At 60.7% G+C, this 22,128-nt stretch carries 14 protein-coding genes and 1 tRNA gene; 9 read left to right on the forward strand and 6 right to left on the reverse strand.

Translation table 11 applies throughout. The annotated features are described in order from the left end of the window. The first annotated feature begins 67 nt into the window (after positions 1–67). Entirely contained in the window at positions 68–2,407 is a 2,340-nt protein-coding gene (locus tag ACFSDX_RS02360; protein ID WP_382311596.1) for a B12-binding domain-containing radical SAM protein, read from the forward strand. 75 nt (positions 2,408–2,482) lie between these two features. Here ACFSDX_RS02360 and ACFSDX_RS02365 read toward each other — a convergent pair whose 3' ends face one another. From ACFSDX_RS02365 to ACFSDX_RS02375, 3 genes are read right to left on the reverse strand one after another with little or no spacing between them, the layout of a single operon-like run. Further along, positions 2,483–3,478: a hypothetical protein gene (locus tag ACFSDX_RS02365; protein WP_382311597.1), complete on the reverse strand. Its 996-nt coding sequence runs from the start codon at positions 3,476–3,478 to the stop codon at positions 2,483–2,485. 35 nt (positions 3,479–3,513) lie between these two features. Next, the gene (locus tag ACFSDX_RS02370) at positions 3,514–4,062 is read right to left on the reverse strand and encodes a GNAT family N-acetyltransferase (RefSeq protein WP_382311598.1); all 549 of its coding nucleotides are present in this window, start codon (positions 4,060–4,062) and stop codon (positions 3,514–3,516) included. A 42-nt stretch (positions 4,063–4,104) separates the two neighbouring features. Further along, positions 4,105–4,347, reverse strand: a complete 243-nt coding sequence (locus ACFSDX_RS02375; RefSeq protein WP_382311599.1) for a hypothetical protein — start codon at positions 4,345–4,347, stop codon at positions 4,105–4,107. Between the two features lie 99 nt (positions 4,348–4,446). On the opposite strand from ACFSDX_RS02375, the gene ACFSDX_RS02380 reads away from it, so the two are divergent. Then, positions 4,447–4,519 (forward strand) — tRNA-Gly (locus ACFSDX_RS02380). A gap of 119 nt (positions 4,520–4,638) precedes the next feature. Here ACFSDX_RS02380 and ACFSDX_RS02385 read toward each other — a convergent pair. Next, positions 4,639–5,565 (reverse strand): hypothetical protein, encoded by a 927-nt coding sequence (locus ACFSDX_RS02385; protein ID WP_382311600.1) that lies wholly within the window; start codon positions 5,563–5,565, stop codon positions 4,639–4,641. Positions 5,566–6,654: 1,089 nt separating this feature from the next. Here ACFSDX_RS02385 and ACFSDX_RS02390 point away from each other — a divergent pair. Next, positions 6,655–7,422, forward strand: a complete 768-nt coding sequence (locus ACFSDX_RS02390; RefSeq protein ID WP_382311601.1) for a creatininase family protein — start codon at positions 6,655–6,657, stop codon at positions 7,420–7,422. Between the two features lie 212 nt (positions 7,423–7,634). Here ACFSDX_RS02390 and ACFSDX_RS02395 read toward each other — a convergent pair whose 3' ends face one another. Then, complete coding sequence (locus ACFSDX_RS02395) at positions 7,635–8,867, reverse strand: isocitrate dehydrogenase (NADP(+)) (protein WP_382311602.1); 1,233 nt, start codon at positions 8,865–8,867, stop codon at positions 7,635–7,637. 191 nt (positions 8,868–9,058) lie between these two features. Next, positions 9,059–10,234 carry a LacI family DNA-binding transcriptional regulator gene (locus tag ACFSDX_RS02400; protein WP_382311603.1) on the reverse strand — a complete coding sequence of 392 codons (1,176 nt, stop codon included), beginning with the start codon at positions 10,232–10,234 and terminating at the stop codon, positions 9,059–9,061. Between the two features lie 309 nt (positions 10,235–10,543). Between ACFSDX_RS02400 and uxuA the strand changes: the two genes are divergently transcribed. From uxuA to ACFSDX_RS02430, 6 genes are all read left to right on the forward strand, one after another. Beyond that, positions 10,544–11,788, forward strand: a complete 1,245-nt coding sequence (gene uxuA, locus ACFSDX_RS02405; protein ID WP_382311604.1) for a mannonate dehydratase — start codon at positions 10,544–10,546, stop codon at positions 11,786–11,788. A 73-nt stretch (positions 11,789–11,861) separates the two neighbouring features. Next, entirely contained in the window at positions 11,862–13,982 is a 2,121-nt protein-coding gene (locus ACFSDX_RS02410) for an alpha-glucuronidase family glycosyl hydrolase (RefSeq protein ID WP_382311605.1), read from the forward strand. 33 nt (positions 13,983–14,015) lie between these two features. Beyond that, the gene (locus ACFSDX_RS02415) at positions 14,016–14,858 is read left to right on the forward strand and encodes an SDR family NAD(P)-dependent oxidoreductase (protein ID WP_382311606.1); all 843 of its coding nucleotides are present in this window, start codon (positions 14,016–14,018) and stop codon (positions 14,856–14,858) included. A gap of 11 nt (positions 14,859–14,869) precedes the next feature. Then, on the forward strand, positions 14,870–18,061 hold the full coding sequence (locus ACFSDX_RS02420) for a SusC/RagA family TonB-linked outer membrane protein (RefSeq protein ID WP_382311607.1): 3,192 nt from the start codon (positions 14,870–14,872) through the stop codon (positions 18,059–18,061). Between the two features lie 165 nt (positions 18,062–18,226). Continuing rightward, positions 18,227–20,035: a RagB/SusD family nutrient uptake outer membrane protein gene (locus tag ACFSDX_RS02425; protein ID WP_382311608.1), complete on the forward strand. Its 1,809-nt coding sequence runs from the start codon at positions 18,227–18,229 to the stop codon at positions 20,033–20,035. Between the two features lie 129 nt (positions 20,036–20,164). After that, a complete protein-coding gene (locus tag ACFSDX_RS02430) occupies positions 20,165–22,117 on the forward strand; it encodes a sialate O-acetylesterase (protein WP_382311609.1) in 1,953 nt (650 codons plus the stop codon). The last annotated feature ends 11 nt before the right edge of the window (positions 22,118–22,128 follow it).

Below are 22,128 nucleotides of genomic sequence, written 5' to 3' on the forward strand. Positions count from 1 at the left end.
CGGGCCCCGGCCGACGCTTTTGCGTGCCCGCCCGAACCACTAGGCGCTCGCGTAGGTTTGTATTCCCGTGTCTCTCGCTTCGCCCCGCCTCCTGCTTCTCACGCCGCCGCTCACGCAGCTCAATACGCCGTACCCAGCCACGGCCTACATCAAAGGCTTTCTGAAGAGTAGGGGCTACGAGGTGCGGCAGGCCGACCTCAGCATTGGCTTAGTGCTCAAGCTTTTTTCAAAAGAAGGCCTAGGGCGGATGTTCGATGAAATCGAAGCCGGCGGCTACGACCTGAGCGACAACGCTAAGCGGATGCTGCGCCTGCGCCGCCGCTACGAGGCCACCATCGGCCCGGCCATCCGGTTTCTGCAAAACCGCGACCTTACGCTAGCGCCGCGCATCTGCCACGGCCGTTTCTTGCCAGAGGCCAGCCGGTTTGATAACGTGGCCGACCTCGAAACGGCCTTTGGCACGATGGGCCTCACCGACCAGGCCCGGCACCTGGCCACGCTCTACCTCGAAGACCTAGCCGACCTAGTGAAGGAAACTGTGGGCCCGCAGTTCGGCCTCTCGCGCTACGCCGAAAGCCTGGCCATGTCAGCCACCAGCTTCGACCCGCTGCACGCCGCCCTGGCGGCCGCGCCCAACCTGGTCGATACCATGTTGCTGGAGCTGCTCGACGAGCTGCTGGCCACCGAAAAGCCCGATATCGTGGGCTTTACCGTGCCCTTTCCCGGCAACCTCTACGCCGCCCTGCGCCTGGCCCAGCGCCTCAAGCAAACAAGCCCCACCACCGTGACCGTGATGGGCGGCGGCTACCCCAATACCGAGTTGCGCGGGCTGAAGGAGCCGCGCTTTTTCGACTACATCGACTACCTCACGCTCGATGATGGCGAAGGGCCGTGGCTGCGGCTGTTCGAGTACCTGAAGAATAAAGACGGTCATCATGCAGAGCACAGCGAAGCATCTCGCTCGCTTCATTTATCGGCAGCCAACGATGCGAGCGAGATGCTTCGCTACGCTCTGCATGACGAACGAATAGCGGATGACGCCCAAGCCGACGGTCGCCACCTGCTCCAGCGCACGTTCCTGCGCAACGAGGCCGGTGAGGTTGAGTACATTAACTACCCGCATCCCGACATTCCGCACCCCGAGGTAGGCACGCCCGATTACTCCGACCTGCACCTAGGCGACTATCTATCAGTCATTGAGGTGCTGAACCCTATGCACCGCCTCTGGAGCGATGGCCGCTGGAACAAGCTCACCGTGGCCCACGGCTGCTACTGGAAGCGCTGCTCGTTTTGCGACGTCACGCTCGACTACATCGGCCGCTACGAAGCCGCGCCGGCCACGCTGCTGGTCGATAGAATAGAGCAGATAGTGGCCCAGACCGGCCAGACGGGCTTTCACTTCGTGGATGAGGCCGCGCCGCCGCTGGCCCTGCGCGACCTGGCCATCGAGCTACTGAAGCGCCGCGTCAGCATCAGCTGGTGGGGGAATATTCGGTTTGAAAAGACCTTCACGCCCGACCTCTGCCGGCTACTGGCCGCCTCGGGCTGCATCGCCATCTCGGGTGGGCTGGAAGTGGCTTCTGACCGGCTTTTGGCCCTCATGGAGAAGGGCGTGACCATCGCGCAAGTGGCGCGCGTCACGCAGGGCTTCACCCAGGCGGGCGTGCTGGTGCACGCCTACCTCATGTATGGTTTTCCGACCCAAACCGCCCAGGAAACCGTTGACTCGCTGGAAGTGGTGCGGCAGCTTTTCGAAACCGGTATCGTGCAGAGCGGCTACTGGCACCGCTTCTCGATGACGGCCCATTCGCCGGTGGGAAAAAACCCCGCCAAGTACCAGGTGGCCGCCATCGGCCCCGAGCCCGGCCCCTTCGCCTGGAACGACCTCTGGCACGACGACCCCCTAGGTGCCGACCATGAGACCTTTGGCCCCGGCCTCGCCAAAAGTCTCTACAACTACATGCACGGCGTGGCCCTGCGCGAGCCGCTCAGCTTCTGGTTCGATTTCAAAACGCCGCGCCCCACCGTGCCGCGCCAGCTCATTCAGCAAGCCCTAGGTGAGCCCGAAAAGCCCGACGCCGCTCAACCCAACCGTCGCCTCTTCTGGCTCGGCAACGTGCCCGAGTTCAGCCTCAAAACCACCGGCGGCAACGGCCCCAAGGATAAGAAAACGACCCGCGCCATCCTCACCTGCTACGAGCAGGCCGAGGATTTTGAAGTGAAAACCACCGAGCTCATCGGCCCCTGGCTGCACCAGCTGCTCACGCGCCTCAGCCTCGACTACGACACCAAAGTACTGCTCAAAGAAGCCGGCGCCAGCTTTCCCGCCGGGGCGGGCACCTGGGAGGCTTTCCTGCAAAGCCCCGCTTGGCAGCTGCTGCGCGAAAAGGGTTTGCTGCTGGTATAGAGGTGCTTGAGTAGCTAGTCATGCCGCCCTTGCTGGCGCGAGGCTTGAACAGTCTAGCAAAACCTAACTGATGTGCTAGTGAGCCGCCTGTAACTCGCGTAGCCAGCCCACTACTGCTTCGTTGAGCCCGGCACCCTGCCCCCGTAGCACGCGGGCTTGCGGGTTGGCTAGGGCTGCCCGCAAGCTCGCAGCGGTGCGCACTGTGGCGGCATCAGTGGTTTCGTAGAGGCCCAGCACGCGCTCGGTGCGGGCCAGATTGCGCCACAGCGGGCGGGTGGCCTCAGTAGGGGCCGGCGCGCCCTGCGCTATTACAAAAGCCGGCCGCGGGCTACCTAGGGTCGGTTCGGCCAATACAACAGCCAATAGCGTCGCCCGGCCACCGGCTGCCCAAGCGCCCACCCGCGCCGTGTCCACGCCCGGTACGCGGTGCAGGTAGGTGAGGGCGGCCGAGAGGTGCGCGGGCACCAGCGTATCGGCCGCGGGCAGCAGTAGCACGGTGTAGCCCTCGCGGGCCAGCGCATCGGCCCAGGCCGGAGCCATGGGGGCCGTGGCGAGGGTCGGAAACAGGGCGATGGCGATGCCCGGCAGCGTTTCGTCGGCGGGACTAAACAGGACTGACTCGCCTTTTGGGCCGGCTAGCTCATCGCGCCGCACCCGGTACACGGCGGGCTCGGCGGGGCCGCGCCGCAACAGCAGCGCCGGGTAGCGCGCCGAGTCGAGGGCCAGCGTGCCGCGCCAAAAATCTCCCTGCCGCGCCAGGGTTAGCGTTTGGCCCGGCCGGCCGGGCCGCGCAAAGCGCAGCGTGTCCTGGCTGAACGTCAGCGTGTCGGCTACGAAGCTGAGGCTGGGAGCTGTGGCTATCACTAGTTCGGCATCGTAGCGGCCGGGCCGGGGGTGGCGCATTTCCAGCGCCGCCCGCAGGGCTGGCTGGCCGGGTACCTCCAGGGTGCCCGTGAAGTGGCCGGTGGGCGGGGTAGCCGCGCTGGCTTGGCCGCCCGCCGCCTCGGGTTGCGCCTGGCACGCGGCCAGGCCCACCAGCAGCCCCAGCAGGGCGCCGGCCCGACAATGCATAAAGTCAGTAAAAAACCGCACGGCCAAATATACGCCTAGGCCCGCCCCGCGAGGCCTTTGCGCAGAATAAGGTCGCGCTGCACATCTGCGCCCAGCGTAAAGGTGTGCTCGCCAATTTCCCGAAAGCCCAGGCGCTGGTAAAAGGCCTTGGCGCGCTCGTTGCGCTCCCACACGCCTAGCACGAGGGCCGTGCAGTTTTCGGCCTGCGCCAAATCCAGCACGCGGCGCATGAGCGCGGCGCCTAGGCCGGTGCCTATCCACGCTTCGGCCACGTACAGCTGCTTGATTTCGAGGCGGCCCGCCGCCGGCTCGCCGGCCGCGAGGCCCAGCGCCGAGTCGCGCCAGAGCTTGGCAAAGCCCACCAGCTCGCCCTGCATTTCGGCCAGCAGAAAGACGTGGCGAGGCTGTTGCAACTCGGCCAGTTGAATGTCGGGGCCGTAGGTTTGGGCCAGAAACGCGGCCATATCCTCGGGCGTGTTGTCGGCAGCAAACGTTTCGCGAAACGTTTGGCTACCTAGAGCGGCCAGGCGAGCGGCCGTGGCCGGGTTGGCCTTGGCGATGGAAATACGGAGGGGAGAAGACATAGGACCGCAAAGGTCGGGCTAGCGCCGCACATGGCGGCGCCGTTAGCCGGCGCGGCCCACCCGCCAGCCCACGTGACTGGTGAGCGCGCCCGCTGCTATACCCAGGAGTACTCCCAGCAAGGGCCGTATTTCCCAAGCCCCTAGGGTGTGCCACTGAAAAAGTAAGACGTAGAGCTTGAGCAACTGCCCTATCATCAGCAAGATGCCTGCGGCAATGAGCAACCCGGCCACTAGGCGGCGCGAAAAAGGGGAGAGAACGGTGCGGGACGACGGGCGACGGGGCATACGTACTAAAGTAAACGTCCGCGCCCGCCCCGATGTTCCGCGGGCGGCCTACTACTTGCGGTTTGCCCCCGCCGCCGTACCTTTGCCCCACCAACCCCCGCGAGAGTAGCTCAGTTGGTAGAGCATCAGCTTCCCAAGCTGAGGGTCGCGAGTTCGAACCTCGTTTCTCGCTCATTAGTAGACAGCCGCCCGGATGTATATCCGAGCGGCTGTCTTTTTTAAGTGAAGCTTCTCCTAATGAAGCCAAGACCCCGACCCAGCAGCATGCGCGCCGGGCCTTTGGGCTGAGGCCTATACTGCCACTGGCTGTAGCAGCGGGGCGTTGGCATCCTGGGTTCGCCGACTCTTGAAATACTGGCGGATGTCTTGTTCCTTCATATCCTGCCACGAGCGCGTGGAATGGATGATTTTTTTATTGGCCTGCGCCAGTGTTTCGGGGGCGGCCGGCAGCCCGACCCACGCCACCCCGAAGGGTAAATCGCCGACGGCCAAGTCGCCTAGCTCGAGACCCGCTGCCTTGATGAGCATGCTAAAGAAGTAATCTTCTTCCAATTGTGCTTTTTGCACCCCGGCCAGTGGTAAAAAGCCTTGGTCGCGCAGGGCCTCGAGCCCGCGCCGACTGAATACGTAAGTGCCGCCGAAGACGAAATCGCCAAATTCGTAGCCGTTGTAGATGGCCTGAAACATAACGGGGCGGATGCGCCAGTGAATCAGGGGCTGCCGCAAAAAATGGCGCGTAAAAACCTTGCCAATGCTGGTAAACATCTCGCGTACCACCCTATTATCCCACACGTTGCCTAGGTCGTCGGGGGAGGTGATGCCCCGAATGAGCCGGCCCGCCAAGCCCACCGTTGGCTCACGCCGAAACAAGTCCAAAATCGGGAGCTCTGGGTCGTGCCCGATGATGAGCGCGTCCGTATCCAGGCGTAGCAACGCCTCAAAGTCAAAGTTGTCGAGGGCGTAGCGGTAGGCGTTGCACAGCGAGACGTACAGCCCGAGCCACTTGCCGTGGCTTTCGCTGGTTGGAAGCACAATAACCTCTGGCCGCTGCGCGGTGACAGCTGCACAAATAGCCGGGTTTTGCGAGTCGTCGGATAAGATAACCTGGTGTGTGCTATGGATATAGTGCTGCACACTGTCGAGCGTATCCAGAATAAACTCTGGGCGGCACTTGGGGCCAACCGGAATTACAACGATAAGGGCAACGGATTGCTTCATACACATGTAGTCAGTCAAGATAAGCCTGCAATATCAACAAGAACCCGCAAGCTTTATCGTTACCTTATTATTAAGTAGATAAGGAAATATGACTATTCTTAGGGCCTTTGGCGATGAGCTCCGATGTGTAACCAATCCCGTTTAGGGCTGCCTGACTCTGATAGCCAGCCAGCTAGCCGAAGATGCTACAAGCTCTCAAAGCCAGCCTGGCGTGCGCACCAGGCAAGTAAAATACTGAACAATAATAGGATGCGTCTATCAGGCCTTGCCTGCCGCTATGGCTGCCTGCGCTGGCTGAGCCGCTACAGGCTGGCCCGGCGCTTCGAAAAAGCAAGGAAAAATACTGTGCTCAGCGATATGCAGTATTTCCGGTTTTCATCCAAGCTCACGGCGCACCATGAGGAGAGCCACCCAGCTGAGCGCTCCTGGCCACTGCGTAATGGTAGACTGTGCGCCCGGCACCTAGGCGTTGTAATCAGGCAGCGCAGCGGGCAACTAGCAGGTCTGCTACTTCCTAGCTCAGAATCATTCTGCCACTCGTTCTTACTTGTAGCTGGCTGGTAGCGCGGCCCCTAGGTGCCGAAAAAATAGCAAAGGAAAATGCCGAGCTACCTACCAAAAACACTCATTTACTGATGAATACTTAATTAACTCAAAATAGTGCTAATATCCAAGCACAACATTTGATATTGTAAGTAATTATCAGACAATGATAAAAACTATTTTTTGAAAAAAAGTGCAATTATTTTTGCATTTTTACAATTAGTGTTCCTAGATTTGTCACGGATTCAGCACCACAAGTATTTGTATTATTTATAAGTTATTTTCATGTGGAGAAGATGTGGGGACATCTGATTAAGGACAATGTCGGGAAATTCCCGATTCTGTTTGAGAAGTAAACAAGTTGCTATTTGAGTCAAACTATACAATTTTTAGTGTCGAGGCTGCCGGGACGCGCAGCCAGTAACTAGGTAAGAGGTGCTGAACAAACCGGCCGCTAGCTTTGCTAGCGGCCTTTTTTTGGCCTTTGCTGAGGTAGATGCCGGGATTAACTATTTTTACTGCCGCTGCTCACATGCGGCCCGCGCTATGGCGTCTCGCCCCTATATCTTAGCCGAAACCACCTGGCAGCACGTGAAAGATGCCGCCTACGAAGTGGTGGTGCTGCCCTGGGGCGCCACCGAAGCCCACAACTACCACCTGCCCTACGCCACCGACAACTTCCAGTGCGACTACGTGGCCGCCGAGGCCGCCCGCCTGGCCTGGGAGGCGGGCGCCAAGGTCGTGGTGCTGCCCACTATTCCGTTCGGCGTGAACACGGGCCAGCTCGATATTACCCTCGACATCAACCTGAACCCGAGCACCCAGCTGGCCATCCTGCGCGACATTGTGCAGGTGCTGGCCCGCCAGGGTATTCCCAAGCTGGTGGTGCTGAACGGCCACGGCGGCAACGATTTTCGCCAGCACCTGCGCGAGTTGCAAGCCGAGTTTCCGACCGTGTTTCTCTGCACCCTCAACTGGTTTAAAGCCGTGGACCGCAGCCAGTTTTTCACGGCGCCCGGCGACCACGCCGACGCCCTCGAAACCAGCGCCATGCTGCACATCGCGCCCGCACTGGTGCGCCCGCTGGCCGAAGCCGGCTCGGGCCAGGCCAAGCAATTCCGCATCAAGGCCCTGCGCCAGGGCTGGGCCTGGGCCCAGCGCGAGTGGAGCCAGGTAACCGCCGACACCGGCATCGGCGACCCCGCCGAGGCCACTGCCGAAAAAGGCGCCGCCGTGCTGGCCGCCGCTAGCGTCGCCATTGGCCAGTTTCTCACGGAGCTGGCCGCCGCCGACCCACACGACATGTACGAGTAACATTCAGCCGTAGCTTGGACTCTGCGAGTCCGAGCGCGAGCGCAGCGAGCATCCGCGTTAGGTTACGTTTGTTTGGTCAGCATATAATAACTATTCTGACGCGGGATGCTCGCTGCGCTCGCGCTCGGACTCGCAGAGTCCAAGCTACGGCTGAATAAGAAAAGGCCCATCCGCATAGCAGATGGACCTTTTCTCTTGAAATACCCTAGGGCTTATTGGCCCAGCTTCTTCTTCAGGTTCTCGTCGAGCGCTTCTAGGAATTCCTCGGTGTAGAGGTAATCGCGGCCGTGCTCCACTTTGTTGCCGTGGATGCAGACGGCCAGGTCCTTGGTCATTTTGCCGCTTTCTACGGTCTCAATGCACACCTGCTCCAGCTTGTGGCAGAAGTCAATGAGCTCCTGGTTACCATCGAGCTTGCCGCGGAACTCCAGGCCGCGCGTCCAGGCGAAGATGCTGGCGATGGGGTTGGTGCTGGTGGGCTTGCCCTTTTGGTGGTCGCGGTAGTGGCGCGTCACGGTGCCGTGGGCGGCCTCGGCCTCCATGGTGCCGCCGTCGGGCGTCACGAGCACGGAGGTCATCAGGCCGAGCGAGCCGAAGCCCTGGGCCACGGTGTCGCTCTGTACGTCGCCGTCGTAGTTTTTGCAGGCCCACACGAAGTTGCCGTTCCACTTCAGCGCCGAGGCCACCATATCGTCAATGAGACGGTGCTCGTAGGTGATGCCGGCCTCCTTGAACTTGGCCAAGTAATCAGCTTCGTAAATCTCCTGGAAGATGTCCTTGAAGCGGCCATCGTACTTCTTCAGGATGGTGTTCTTGGTGCTCAGGTACAACGGCCAGCCCTTGCTCAGGGCTTGGTTGAAGCAGGCGTGGGCAAAGCCCCGGATGCTCTCGTCGGTGTTGTACATGGCCAGGGCCACGCCGTCGCCCTTGAAGTTATAGACCTCAAACGACTGCGTTTCGCCGCCATCTTCGGGCTGGAAGGTGACGGTGAGCTTGCCCTTGCCCTTGGTTACGAAGTCGGTGGCGCGGTACTGGTCGCCGAAGGCGTGGCGGCCGATGCAAATCGGGGCCGTCCAGTTGGGCACCAGGCGGGGCACGTTGTTCATCACGATGGGCTCGCGGAATACGGTGCCATCCAGAATGTTACGAATCGTGCCGTTGGGCGATTTCCACATCTGCTTTAGGCCAAACTCCACCACGCGCTCCTCATCGGGGGTGATGGTGGCGCACTTGATACCCACGCCGTACTGCTTAATGGCGTGGGCTGAGTCGATAGTTACCTGGTCGTTGGTCTCGTCGCGGTACTCGATACCTAGGTCGTAGTACTTAATGTCGAGTTCCAGATACGGCGTAATTAGCTTGTCCTTGATGAACTTCCAGATGATGCGCGTCATCTCGTCGCCATCGAGCTCTACTACGGGGTTGGCTACTTTGATTTTAGTCATTTTCCTCTCGGGGGGGATAGGTGGGTAAAGAAGGTAAGCGCCGGCGCACCCGCACGGGGCCACCGGCGCATTAGCTGCGTCAATATTAAGTAACTTTTGGCGCCTGGCAACGGCGGCCGCCGCCCGCGCACCCTAGGCGAAGTGGGGCGGGCGCCGCTGGGGCAAGGCGCCGGCCGGGGCCGGCTGCCCGCTTAGCCCGGCACGCGCACCGGCTCGCCGTGGCCTTTCAGCGACGATTGGCGGATGATGAGGTCGCCGGCAATGACGCAGGTGCGGGGCACAAAATTCTCCTTCTGCGCCATTTGCTCCAGAAACAAGCTCGCCGCCTGCTGCCCGATGCGGTAGGGGTGCAGGTCCACGGTGGTGAGGCCCGGCTCGATGAGGCTGGCCAAAAACTCGTCGCCAAAACCCACGATGGCCATGTCTTCGGGCACCCGCAGGCCGCGCTGCCGCAGGCCCAGTATCAGGTCAAAGGCATTGGTGTAGTTGATGGCAAAAATGGCGTCGGGCGGCTCGGGCAGGGCCAGCCACGTATCGAGGCACGCCGCCACCGAGGCCGGCCGAAAATCGATGTGCACCTGAAAGGCATCCTCAATGGGCAGGCCGTGCTTGCGCAGCGCGCTGAGGTAGCCCGCCTGCCGCTGCCGGCTGATGAGCAGCGACGCCGGCCCCGCCAGGATGGCAATGCGCCGGCAACCCTGCTCAATGAGGTGCTCGGTCACGTTGTAGGCCCCTAGGCGGTCATCCAGGATGACCTTAGCGCTATTCACTTCATTGCACACCCTATCGAAGTGCACCACCGGAATGCCGCGCCGGGCGGGGTCCTTCACGTGGTCGAAGTTCTCGGTTTCGCGCGAGTGGCAGATGAGCAGGCCATCGACCCGGCTGGCAATCAGGGCCTGCACGTTACTGACCTCGGCCTGGTACGACTCCTTCGATTGGCAAATCATGACCCGGTAGCCAGCCTCGGTCGCTATCTGCTGAATGCCGCTGACGGCGGTGGCAAAAAACGGCCGCTCGATATCGGGAATTACGACGCCGATGGTAGAAGTAGCGCGGCTCTTGAGGCTCTGGGCCAGTAGGTTGGGCTGATAGTCGAGCTGCCGGGCGGCATCTAATATCGCCTGCCGGGTGGTGGCGCTGATGTCGCTGTGCCCGTTCAGGGCCCGCGACACCGTGGAGAGCGCCACGCCCACCTGCTTGGCCACGTCGGCAATGGTGGCCTGGCGCCGGCGCCGCTCGGGCGCCACGGGCTTCTCCTCCGTGAAATGATACTCGCAACTCTTGCAGTAGAAACGCTGGCGCCCACGCACAAAACCGGCCTTCATCACCGTGTCGGGCAGGCTGCATTTAACACATTTTATCATGAACTGGGTGGGGAGGATAGCTGGATAATGCAAAGGGCAACGGCGAGCGTGAGCAAGCCTAAACGAATGTACAGCACGGCGAAATATTTTCAAGCCCAATACCTATCGGAAACGTTTGCGAAAACGATACCGATAGTTTTTATTTAAAATTTGCCTGTAACATAGGTTTTTAGCTACCCTGCAAATCTGAGCCAACTTGTACATTTGAGTCGTGTTACGGCAAGGTTACTCGTAGTGAGCATTCACTCACCAGAGTAGCCCGCCGAAAAAGGAGGCTCAAAAAATAGCATTTTACCAAGTACGCTACTTATGCTGCACACCATGCGCTGGTTCGGGCCCAACGACCCGGTTTCGCTATTTGACATTCGCCAGGCGGGTTGCGCGGGCGTGGTCACGGCGCTGCACCAGCTGCCAGTGGGGGTGGAGTGGCCGGTGGCCGACATCCGGACGCGGCAACAACTAGTAGAGGCCGCTAATGCTACCCATTCGCCCCTGCACTGGGCTGTGGTTGAGAGCCTGCCGGTGCACGAAGACATCAAGAAAGGCCGCCCCAGCCGCGACCAGTACATCGCCAACTACCAGCAGAGCCTGCGCAACCTGGCGGCCTGCGGCATCAGCACGGTGTGCTACAACTTTATGCCGGTGCTCGACTGGTCGCGCACCAACCTGCACTACGAAATGCCCGACGGCAGCCGCGCCCTGCGCTTCGTGTGGCAGGATTTTGCCGTGTTTGACTTGTGCATCCTGAAGCGCCCCGGCGCCGAGGCCGACTACGAGCCCGCCGTGGCCGCCGCCGCCCGCCAGCAGTTTGCCGGCATGAGCGCCGCGGCCGTGGCCGAGCTTACCAACACCACCCTGCTGGGTTTGCCCGGCTCGGAAGAGGCCTTTGAGCTGAGCAGCTTTCAGGCGTATTTGAATGAATACAAGACGATTGATGCCGCTGCCCTCACGGCCAACCTGCACTACTTTATTCAGCAAGTAGCGCCAGTAGCCGAGGAAGTGGGCATCGGGTTGTGCATTCATCCCGACGACCCGCCCTTCCCGCTGCTAGGCCTGCCCCGCGTGGTGAGCACCGAGGCCGACCTAGGCAACCTGCTGGCCGCCTGCAACGTGCGCGCCAACGGTATCACGTTTTGCACCGGCTCCCTAGGGGTGCGGCCCGACAACGACCTGGCCGGGATGATAGCGCGCTTCGGCTCGCGCATCCACTTCGTGCACCTGCGCACCACCAAGCGCAAGGAAAATCCCCGCAATTTCCACGAGGCGGCCCACCTGGCCGGCGACGTGGACATGTACGCCGTGGTGCACGCGCTGGTAACCGAGGAGCGGCGCCGCGAGGCCGCCGGCGAGGAAACCACCGCCCTGCCCATGCGCCCCGACCACGGCCACCAGATGCTTGACGACCTCAGCACTGCCAAACGAACCTACCCCGGCTACTCCGCCATTGGCCGCCTCAAGGGCCTGGCCGAGCTACGCGGCCTCGAATACGGTGTGCGCCGCGCGCTAGCCGAGACAGAAGCTACCGCTAACCAGCAGCTCGTAGCTGCTGACTGATACTTGACTGCTGACGGGCGGCTACCCAGCTGCTCGCCAAAATTACCCCACCCTCTTTCCCACCCATCCCGCCATGTTGCTCCGCAGCGTGTTCCTTCTTCTTCTACTAGCCGTGGCTGCCGTTGCCCCCGCCCGGGCCGACGACGGCTACCGACTGTGGCTGAAGTACGACCGCATCGCCGACGCGGCGGCGCGGCAGCAGTACCTGCGCAACGCGCAGTTTATTACCGGGGCGGGCACCAGCCCGGTGCTGCAAGCCGCCAGTGGCGAATTGCAACGCGGGCTGAGCGGGCTCCTGGGCCAGGCGGTGCCCGCGTTAGCCACGGTGAGCACTCGCACGGGTGGCATCGTGCTGCGCGTGGACAAGCAGGCCAGCGCCGGCGAGCAGCCGCTGAAAGCCGAAGGCTACCGCCTTTTTTCGGAGAAAAACAACCTGGTAATCACGGGCCGCACCGACCAGGCAGTGCTCTACGGCGCCTTTGCGCTGCTGCGGCAGGTGCAGACGCGCCAGCCGCTGGCGGGGCTGAATATCAGCAGCAACCCGCGCATCAATTTTCGCCTGCTCAATCACTGGGATAACCAGAATGGCACCGTGGAGCGGGGCTACGCGGGCTCCAGCATCTGGCAGTGGTACGAGCTGCCCGAGCGCCTCGACCCGCGCTACACCGACTACGCCCGCGCCAATGCTTCGGTAGGGATTAATGGCGTAGTTATCAATAATGTGAACGCCAGTGCCCGCTACCTCACGGCCGAGTACATTGGCAAGGTGGCCTCCGTAGCGGGCGTGCTGCGGCCCTACGGCCAGCGGGTGTACATGTCGGTGTTTTGGGCTGCGCCCAAGGTTATCGGCGGGCTGAAAACAGCCGACCCGCTCGACCCCGCCGTGAAGCAGTGGTGGGCCACTAAGAGCGACGAGATTTATAAAGCCATTCCTGATTTTGGCGGCTTTCTGGTGAAGGCTAACTCGGAGGGTGAGCCCGGCCCGCAGGACTACAACCGCACCCACGCCGACGGCGCCAACATGCTGGCCCAGAGCCTGGGCCGCCACGACGGCGTAGTGATGTGGCGCGCCTTTGTGTACAAAGCCGGCAGCGGCGACCGCTTCGCGCAGGCCTTTGAAGACTTCCAACCCCTTGATGGCAAGTTTGACCCCAAGGTGCTGGTGCAGGTCAAGAACGGCCCGATTGACTTTCAGGCCCGTGAGCCGTTTCACCCGCTATTCGGGGCCATGCCCAAAACACCGCTGGTGCTGGAGGTGCAGCTCACCCAGGAGTACCTGGGGTTTGCTACCCACCTCGTGTACCTAGGGCCGCTCATCAAGGAAGTGCTGGAGGCCGATACCTACGCCGAAGGCCCCGGCTCGACGGTGGCTAAGGTAGTGGACGGCACCGTGGACAACCACGCGCTGAGCGCCATTGCGGGGGTAGCCAACATCGGCAGCGACCGTAATTGGACCGGGCATCCGGTGGGCCAGGCCAACTGGTACGCCTTCGGCCGCTTGGCCTGGGACCACACGTTGAGCCCCGCCGCCATCGCTCAGGAATGGACGAAGATGACGCTGACCACCGAGCCGGCCGCCGTGCGCACGCTCACTGATATGCTGGTGCGCTCGCGCAACATTTACGTGCGCTACACCACGCCGCTGGGCCTGCACCACATCATGGGCGAGAGCATTCACTTCGGCCCGCAGCCCTGGCTAGCAAAGTCGGGCCGGCCCGACTGGACGGCGGTTTATTACCACAAAGCGGATTCTATTGGTTTAGGGTTCGACCGCACGGCCACCGGCTCCAATGCCCTAGCCTTGTACAAGCCCGAGGTGCAGAAGCAATGGGGCAACCCCCAAACCTGCCCGCTCGACTACCTGCTCTGGTTTCACCACGTGGGCTGGAACCAGCGCCTGCCCACCGGCCGCACCCTCTGGAACGAGCTGGCCACCCGCTACTACACCGGCGCCGACTCGGTGCTGTGGCTGCAAAAACAGTGGGCCCAGGTGCGCCCCCAACTCGACCCCGCCCTGCACGCCGACGTGGCCGCCCGCCTCCAAACCCAGCGCAAAGAAGCCCTGTGGTGGCGCGATGCCTGCGTGCTCTATTTCCAAACCTATGCGCGGCAGCCGCTGCCCGCGCCTTTGGCTCCTCCCACCCGCACGCTGGCCGAGGTTAAAGACCTAGTCAACCTGTACCAGCTTAAGTAACTCACTCTTCTCCATCTCACCACCACTTCCATCATGGCCACTTCTACCCTATCTCCCAACGGGCACTCTTCCGCGAACGGGGCGGCGCTAACCACGGCCGAGCCCGCCGCGCAGCCAGGCCTGCAGGTGTATTCGCTGGCCGGGCGGGTGGCGCTCATCACGGGTGGCGGCACGGGTATTGGCCTCGAAATAGCCCGCTGTATGGTGGCGGCCGGGGCCACGGTCATCATCACGGGCCGCCGCGAGTCGGTGCTGCAAGCCTCGGCCGCCGAGCTGGGCGCGGGCGCGCATTTTATGGTGAATGACGTGGCCGACCTAGGTAGCCTCGATGGTTTGGTAGAGCAGCTCGAAGCCACCCACGGCCCGCTCGACATCTTGGTCAACAACGCCGGCATCAACATGAAAAAGCCGGCGCTGGAAGTGACGGATGAAGATTTCAGCCGCATCATTCACACCAACCTCAATGCCGTGTTTGCCCTCACGCGGGCCGCGGCCAAGCGCATGCTGGCCCGCCGCAGCGGTAGCATCCTCATGATTTCATCGATGGCCGCCTACTACGGCATCGACCGCGTGGTGGCCTACGCGGCCTCCAAGTCGGCGGTCGAGGGCATGGTGAAAGTGCTGGCCTCCGAGTTTTCGGCCCAGGGCGTTCGCGTCAACGCCATCGCCCCCGGCTTTATCGAAACTGAGATGAGCCGCACTGCCATGAACTCGGACCCCGAGCGCCGCGACCGCGCCATGCGCCGCACCCCGATGGGCAAGTTTGGCAAGCCCTCCGACATCGGCCACGCGGCCGTGTTCCTGTCCTCCGAAGGCGCCCGCTACGTCACGGGCGTATCGCTGCCCGTCGATGGCGGCAACTCGATAGGGTTCTAACGCCTTAGATTTTGCTGCCTCCTTCTTACCATCAAGGTTATTTTACTTCACTTCTCACCTTTTATTTTTCAAACTTCCCACCCATGCATACACCCATACCTTCGTTTCGCCTGCTCAAAAGCACGAAATGGTCGCGGCTGGTGCCGCTTATCCTACTAAGTGGGGGCCTCGCTCCCCTGCTGCCCCAGGCGGCCTACGCCCAAGTAGCTGGTGCTCATACGGTAAGCGGCAAAGTCACTTCTGCGAATGGCGAAGGCATCCCAGGGGTGACGGTAGTAGTAAAAGGCACTACGACCGGCACGACCACTGATGTGAACGGCAACTACACCCTGAGCGTACCCAACGACAATAGTGTACTCGTCATCACCTCCATCGGCTATACGAAGCAGGAGCTGACGGTGGGCAACCGCACCAGTATCAACCAGAGCCTGGAGGCCGAAAACCAGGCGCTGACCGAAGTGAAGGTAATTGGCTACGGCACGCAGCGAGCAGAAGCAGTAACGGGCTCGGTGGCGTCTATCAGCGGTGAGTCGTTGCGCGAAGTGCCGGTGGCGAATATCGGGCAGGCTTTGCAGGGCCGTCTGCCGGGTGTGCAAATTTCCCAGAACTCCTCTCAGCCCGGAGCAAGCCCGCAAATCCGGATACGCGGAACACGTTCGCTGACGGCCAGCAACGACCCCCTAGTAGTACTGGACGGAATTCCCTTCCCGGGCTCCCTTGGGGATATCAACCCCAACGATATTCAGAGTGTCGATATTCTGAAAGATGCTTCGGCCACGGCCATCTACGGCTCGCGCGGGGCCAACGGCGTGGTGCTGGTAACCACCAAAGGTGGTAAAAAAGGGCAAAAGCCGCAAGTGACGTACAGCGGCTTTGTGGGTGCGAAAACACTGTTTGCCAAATACCCCATGATGAATGGGCCCGAATTTGTGGCGCTTCGCAAGGCGGCGGGTATCTATACCAATTCTCTGGATGAAGCCGATGATGTCAATGTCGACTGGCAGGATTTGCTGTACCGGACCGGTATTCAAAACAACCAAAACGTAGGTCTGAACGGCGGTACGGAAACTGGGCGTTACAACTTCAACGCCGGTTACTACAAGGAACAAGGCGTAATCCCAACCCAGCAGTACACCCGCTTTTCCATCCGCGGTACGCTGGACCAGGCAGTTGGTAAATATGTCCGGTTGGGGTTCACTACCAATAACACCTACAGCTTGTCAGAAGGCGGCAACGTGGGGATATATGGTCCCTTAAGCTCCTCGCCAATCGCTAACCCGTACAACGCCGATGGTTCGCTGAAAAGAACCATTCGAATGCCGTTGGACGAGAACTGGATTACGACCCGTGGCGTGGTGGAGGATAACCGGGATAAGTGGCTAAGCCAAACCAGGAGTATGGCCAGCTACAACGCCATCTTCGGTGAGCTCAGGATGCCAGGCGTAGAAGGCTTGAAATACCGTATCAACCTGGGTGTAAACTACCGTCAGAGCCAGGGTGGCAGTTATACGGGGCAGGGAATTAACGCGGTCAACCCGACTACTGTTTCTACGGCGTCTACCAGCAACTCGCTCACGACAGACTACACCGTTGAAAACATTTTATCCTATGACCGCACTTTTGGCGGGAAGCATAATATTAATGCGCTAGCCTTATATTCTGCCTCCAGCAACGTTTTCAACCGCTCGCAGATTGATGGCCGGGATATTCCTTCCGACGCCTTTCAGTTCTATAACATAGGGCGGGCCGCTGGTCAAATCACGGTAAATCCCGATAACCAGCAGTATTCAAAATTCGGGCTGCTGTCCTACATGGCGCGGGTAATGTACTCCTACGATGACCGGTATCTGCTGTCTGCTACGGTTCGTGCGGACGGCTCCTCCCGCCTTGCCGAAGGCCACAAATGGAATGCGTACCCGGCGGTATCGATTGGCTGGAACGTAGCCAAGGAATCGTTCATGCAGGGGGTTGAGGCCGTCAGCATGTTGAAGCTGCGGGCGGGCTACGGCGTAACGTCCAACCAAGCCGTTAACCCTTATTCCACCCTGGGCCTCTTATCCACCCGGCCCTACAATTTCGGCCCTACCGACTACCAGACGGGCTTGTATGTGAGCCAACTACCTAATCCTGCCCTGGGTTGGGAATATTCCAATACGTGGAACTACGGGGTAGACTTCGCGCTCCTAAAAAACCGTATTTCCGGTACCGTGGAGTACTACGTCACCAACACCAACGACCTTCTCCTTGGGTTGGGACTGCCTCCGACCTCAGGTGTGGGTAGCTACACGGCCAATATTGGCTCCACTCAAAACAAAGGGATAGAGCTTTCCTTGAACGGGGTAGTTTTAGATAATGCCAATGGCTGGACCTGGGACGTGGGCTTCAACCTGTCTGCCAACCGCAACAAGATTACATCGTTGGCGGGCGCGCAGCAGAGCGACGAGGCAAACTGGTGGTTTGTGGGCAAACCCATCAACGTAATCTTTGACTACGAAAGAACGGGACTGTGGCAGCAAGGTGAGCAGTACCAGAACATCCTGGAACCCGGCGGAAACGCAGGCATGATTAAGGTAAAATATACTGGCACGTACAATGCTGATGGTAGCCCCACCCGCGCCATTGGCGCAGCGGACCGTCAGGTTATTGACACCAACCCCAACTTCGTGGGTGGTCTCAACACGCGGGTGGCGTACAAAGGCTTTGACCTGTCCATCGTGGGGGTCTTCCAAAACGGCGGCCTTCTTAACAGCACTATCTACGGCTCCGGGGGCTATCTCAATATGCTGAACGGCCGCCGTGGGAACGTAAAAGTCGATTACTGGACGCCGGATAATACCGATGCCAAATACCCCAAGCCAGGCGGTCTTACGAGCGGCGATAACCCCAAGTATGCCTCTACGCTGGGCTACTTCGATGCTTCCTACCTCAAAGTGCGCACCATCTCGCTGGGCTATAACTTTGATACTAACACGTGGCTGAAGAATGCGGGCATTAGCCGCTTGCGGTTATACGTAACAGCGCAAAACCCCTTTGTCTTCTTCTCGCCTTACAAAAAGGAATCGGGCATGGACCCGGAAACCAACTCGAATGGCAACGAAAACGCGGCCGTACCTCTGTCCAACAACCTTAGCCGCATCTTAACGCTGGGCACCAACGCCCCGGCAACTCGCACCTTCCTCGGCGGATTGGACCTCACCTTTTAAGAATAGCTGAAAATGAAACGTTTCAAGATACAATTCTTAGTTAGCACCGCCGCCCTTTCCCTATCTGCGGCCGGGTGCAAGGACCTGCTGAATGAGCAGCCCAGGAGTATTTACGAACCTGGTTACTTTCAAACGGAAAGAGGTGTTCAAGGGGGCTTGACCTCGATGTACGCGCACTTACGCGACATTTACGGCCAAGCATACTATTACAACTCCACTCTGACGGGCACCGATGAAGTAACTTATGGCCGGGATGCCGACGAAAACTTCCTGGCTATGGACCTCTCCGGTCGGGCGGCGCTCAACGCCAATAACAGCCGGGCAGATGCCTTGTGGAACGCGGCTTTCCCTAATATCAACACGGCTAGTGGCGTTATTAAGAATGCCAGCGCGGTAGGTACTATTTCGGCCGCCCTGGTTGCCGAGGCGCGGTTTTTCCGCGCCTTCGACTACTTCATGCTGGTGCAAACCTTCGGTGGAGTGCCACTGGATTTGGGCTCAGGCGAGTTGGAGTTCAACACATCTCCTATCCGGACCTCCACCCGCAATACGGTACCTGAGGTTTATACCAAAGCTATTTTCCCCGATTTGCTGCAAGCCGTAAACGACTTGCCGGCGAACCCGCGGGTGATAGGGGGCGCCACCAAAACGCTGGCCCGCCTGTATCTGGCCAAAGCCTACCTGACCTACGCCTGGTGGCTGGAAAACCCAAACAACATTCCGACCTATCCGGCGGCGCAACGCACCGACCCAGCCGGCCGCACCGCCCAGTACTACTACCAGCAGGCCTACGATGTGGCAACAGCGGGTATCGACAGCCCGGGTCCGTTCCGCCTGCAGGGCACGTACTACGATGTAAACCTGGCTACGAACGACCGCAACACCGAGATATTGATGTTTGCGGACCATACCGAAACCAGCGAGCTCTACAATGGCGGCAGCCTTACCTTCGGCAGTGGCGGCGCGCCCGACAACTTTGCCGGCTGGATGATGACCTGGAACTATACCAACATCAGAAGCACAGGACTAGACGCACGAGGGATACGTGGCCCTTTCTCCTCTGTTCAACGGGAAGCCGTTCAGCAGTTGGGTCGTCCCTGGAATCGTATGGCCCCTACCATTGGGGTCATCCAGAACACGTTTGCCGACAAAACCAATGATTCGCGCTACGATGGCACCTTTACTACTGTCTATCGTGGTAATTGGCCGAAAGCAGGTGGCGTTCTGCCAACCGATCCACAGAACGCCAACAGTCTGCCAGTTAACCCGGGTGACCCAATCCTGACTTTCCTGAATACAGAGCCTGCTACTGCCATTACCTACCCCACCGGCGCAGGTGCGAGCAACATAGGCGCCGGCGTGCTGCCTGGCCGGGCAGATTACGTAGTTTCTCCGCTTGGAATAAGCCGAATCGTGTATCCGGGCCTTTGGAAGCTTGGCCCTTACCGGACCGACAACGGCACCGGCCTGGGGCAGCCGAATGCCGCTAGTACGCGGCCGTTTAACATTGCCAAGTTCTCGGAGCTGTACTTCGTAGCGGCCGAAGCCGCTGTAAAAGGAGCTGCTACCAAATCGGGACAAAGTGCCAAGGATTTGATTAATGTTATTCGTGCCCGGGCTGGCAAGTGGCGTTTCGACAACAACGGCAACGTGGTCAAATCGCAGGACAACAGCGCGGCGATGGTGGCGGCCACGCCGGCCACTATCGACATCAACTATATCTTGGCTGAGCGCTCGCGCGAATACTACGCCGAAGGCTACCGCTGGTTTGACCTAGTGCGCACGCAAAAGTGGAATGAGTTGGCTTCTACCTACCGCATTGGGGGCACCAACTACGGCGACCATACCCCGGCCACCGTTACGCGCACCATTCAGCCGTATCACTACCTGCGTCCTATTCCGCAGGGTCAGCTTGACCGGATGGACGTAGACGCCAGTGTCAAAGCCACCTACCAGAACCCAGGCTACCAATAGCCTGGTGAAAGGAAACTGACTGCTAAAAACGCTGGCTTCTGACTGAGAAAATAAGCCCCGGTTTCGCCTCGAAACCGGGGCTTATTTATGAAGGGGTACTGTAAAAAATGTCGTAATCCTCCTAAGGCCTTGAAAAACAATCTGCATCTGCTGCCTACACTGGGGCTATCGCTGGCGCTACTAGCCACTATCCCCGCGGCCCAGGCCACCGTGCGCCTGCCGCGCCTCGTGAGCGACGGCATGGTGCTGCAGCGCGACGCGCCGGTGCGCATCTGGGGCTGGGGTGCCGCGGGCGAAAAGGTGACCGTGAGCTTCCAGAGCAAGACCTACGCCGCCACCACCGGCCCCGATGGCCGCTGGCAGGCGCAGCTGCCCGCCATGAAGGCGGGCGGCCCCTACGAGCTGAAAATCGACGCCAGCAACCACCTCGTGGTGAAAGACGTGCTGCTCGGCGACGTGTGGTTTTGCGCGGGGCAGTCGAACATGGAACTTCCTATGCGCCGCGTGCGCGACAAGTACCCGCAGGAAGTGGCAACGGCCAACAACCCCCGCATCCGGCAGTTCGACGTGCCGATGCGCTACGCTTTCAACGGCCCCAAGGCCGACGTGACCGGCGGCAGCTGGGTGGCCCTCACGCCCGAAACGGTGCTGGGCTTCTCGGCCGTGGGCTACTTCTTTGCCAAGGACATCAACGCCAAATACCAGGTGCCGGTGGGCCTGATAAAAGTGGCCGTGGGCGGCTCGCCGGCCGAAGCCTGGCTGAGCGCCGACGCTCTCAAGCAGTTTCCCAAGTACGAGCAGCAAGTGGCGCCCTACCGCGACAGCGCCGCGGTCGTCGGCATCAAGCAGCGCGAGAGCACCGCGGTTTCTGACTGGTACAAGCGCCTGCACCAAGCCGACCTGGGCGAAGCGCCCGGCCAGGTGAAGTGGAGCAATCCGAGCTACGACGCCAGCGGCTGGGCCACGATGAACGTGCCCGGCTACTGGGCCGACCAAACGCCCCTAGGTCCGGTAAATGGCGTGCTTTGGTTCCGGAAGGAAGTGGAGGTGCCGGCCGCCATGGCCGGCCAAGCCGGCCGCCTGGAGCTGGGCACGCTGGTCGATGCCGACTCGACCTACATAAATGGCCAACTGGTGGGCACGACCGCCTACCAGTACCCGCCGCGCAAGTACGACTTTGGCCCCGGCGTGCTGAAGGCCGGCAAAAACGTGGTGACCGTGCGCCTCATCAGCAACGGTGGGCGTGGGGGCTTCACGAAGGAGAAAACCTACCAGCTCATGGCGGGCGGGCAGGCGCTCGATTTGCGCGGGCCGTGGCAGTACAAGCTGGGGGCCACTACGCCGCCCACGCCGGGCACCACCACGTTTCAGTACCAGCCGGGCGGCCTGTACAATGGCCTCGTGGCCCCGGCGCTGCCCTACGCGCTCAAGGGCGTGCTCTGGTACCAGGGCGAGAGCAATGTGGGCCGGCCCGACGACTACCTGGCCCTCACGACCAGCCTCGTGAAGGACTGGCGCACGCACTTCCAGCAGCCCGATTTGCCGTTTCTCTACGTGCAGCTGGCTAATATCAACGCCGCTAAAAAAGAGCCCGGCGAAAGCAACCAGGCCAAAGTGCGCGATGCGCAGCGCCGCCTGCTGGCCCTGCCCCGCACCGGCATGGCCGTGATTACGGACGTGGGCGAGTGGAACGATATTCACCCCCTCGACAAACAAACGGTGGGCCACCGCCTGGCCCTGACCGCCGAACGCGTAGCCTACGGCGACAAAAAAGTAGTGGCCGAGGGGCCGCTCTACCAGTCGCTGCAGCCGGCAGGCAACAAGCTGGCGGTGAATTTTACGGACGTAGGCGGTGGGCTTATGGCCAAGGGCGGCGGCCCGCTGGGCGGCTTCACGGTGGCCGGGGCCGATAAGAAATTTTACCCAGCTACGGCTCGTATTGAGGGTAGCAAAGTAGTGGTGAGCAGCCCGCAGGTGGCCGCCCCCTTGGCCGTGCGCTACGCCTGGTCCGACAACCCCGAAGACGCCAATCTGTACAACAAAGAGGGCCTGCCGGCTTCTACTTTCACTACTGAGCGCTAACAGCCAGCCGC

Origin of the sequence: Hymenobacter bucti, from assembly GCF_042681145.1 — a bacterium.
GTDB classification, from domain to species: domain Bacteria; phylum Bacteroidota; class Bacteroidia; order Cytophagales; family Hymenobacteraceae; genus Hymenobacter; species Hymenobacter bucti.

Coding starts and splice junctions, on each gene's coding strand:
- ACFSDX_RS02415 (WP_382311606.1), top strand. CDS start 14,016: ATGGCCACTTCTACCCTATCTCCCAACGGGCACTCTTCCGCGAACGGG.
- ACFSDX_RS02400 (WP_382311603.1), bottom strand. CDS start 10,234: ATGATAAAATGTGTTAAATGCAGCCTGCCCGACACGGTGATGAAGGCC.
- uxuA (WP_382311604.1), top strand. CDS start 10,544: ATGCTGCACACCATGCGCTGGTTCGGGCCCAACGACCCGGTTTCGCTA.
- ACFSDX_RS02385 (WP_382311600.1), bottom strand. CDS start 5,565: ATGAAGCAATCCGTTGCCCTTATCGTTGTAATTCCGGTTGGCCCCAAG.
- ACFSDX_RS02375 (WP_382311599.1), bottom strand. CDS start 4,347: ATGCCCCGTCGCCCGTCGTCCCGCACCGTTCTCTCCCCTTTTTCGCGC.
- ACFSDX_RS02425 (WP_382311608.1), top strand. CDS start 18,227: ATGTACGCGCACTTACGCGACATTTACGGCCAAGCATACTATTACAAC.
- ACFSDX_RS02390 (WP_382311601.1), top strand. CDS start 6,655: ATGGCGTCTCGCCCCTATATCTTAGCCGAAACCACCTGGCAGCACGTG.
- ACFSDX_RS02410 (WP_382311605.1), top strand. CDS start 11,862: ATGTTGCTCCGCAGCGTGTTCCTTCTTCTTCTACTAGCCGTGGCTGCC.
- ACFSDX_RS02395 (WP_382311602.1), bottom strand. CDS start 8,867: ATGACTAAAATCAAAGTAGCCAACCCCGTAGTAGAGCTCGATGGCGAC.
- ACFSDX_RS02365 (WP_382311597.1), bottom strand. CDS start 3,478: ATGCATTGTCGGGCCGGCGCCCTGCTGGGGCTGCTGGTGGGCCTGGCC.
- ACFSDX_RS02370 (WP_382311598.1), bottom strand. CDS start 4,062: ATGTCTTCTCCCCTCCGTATTTCCATCGCCAAGGCCAACCCGGCCACG.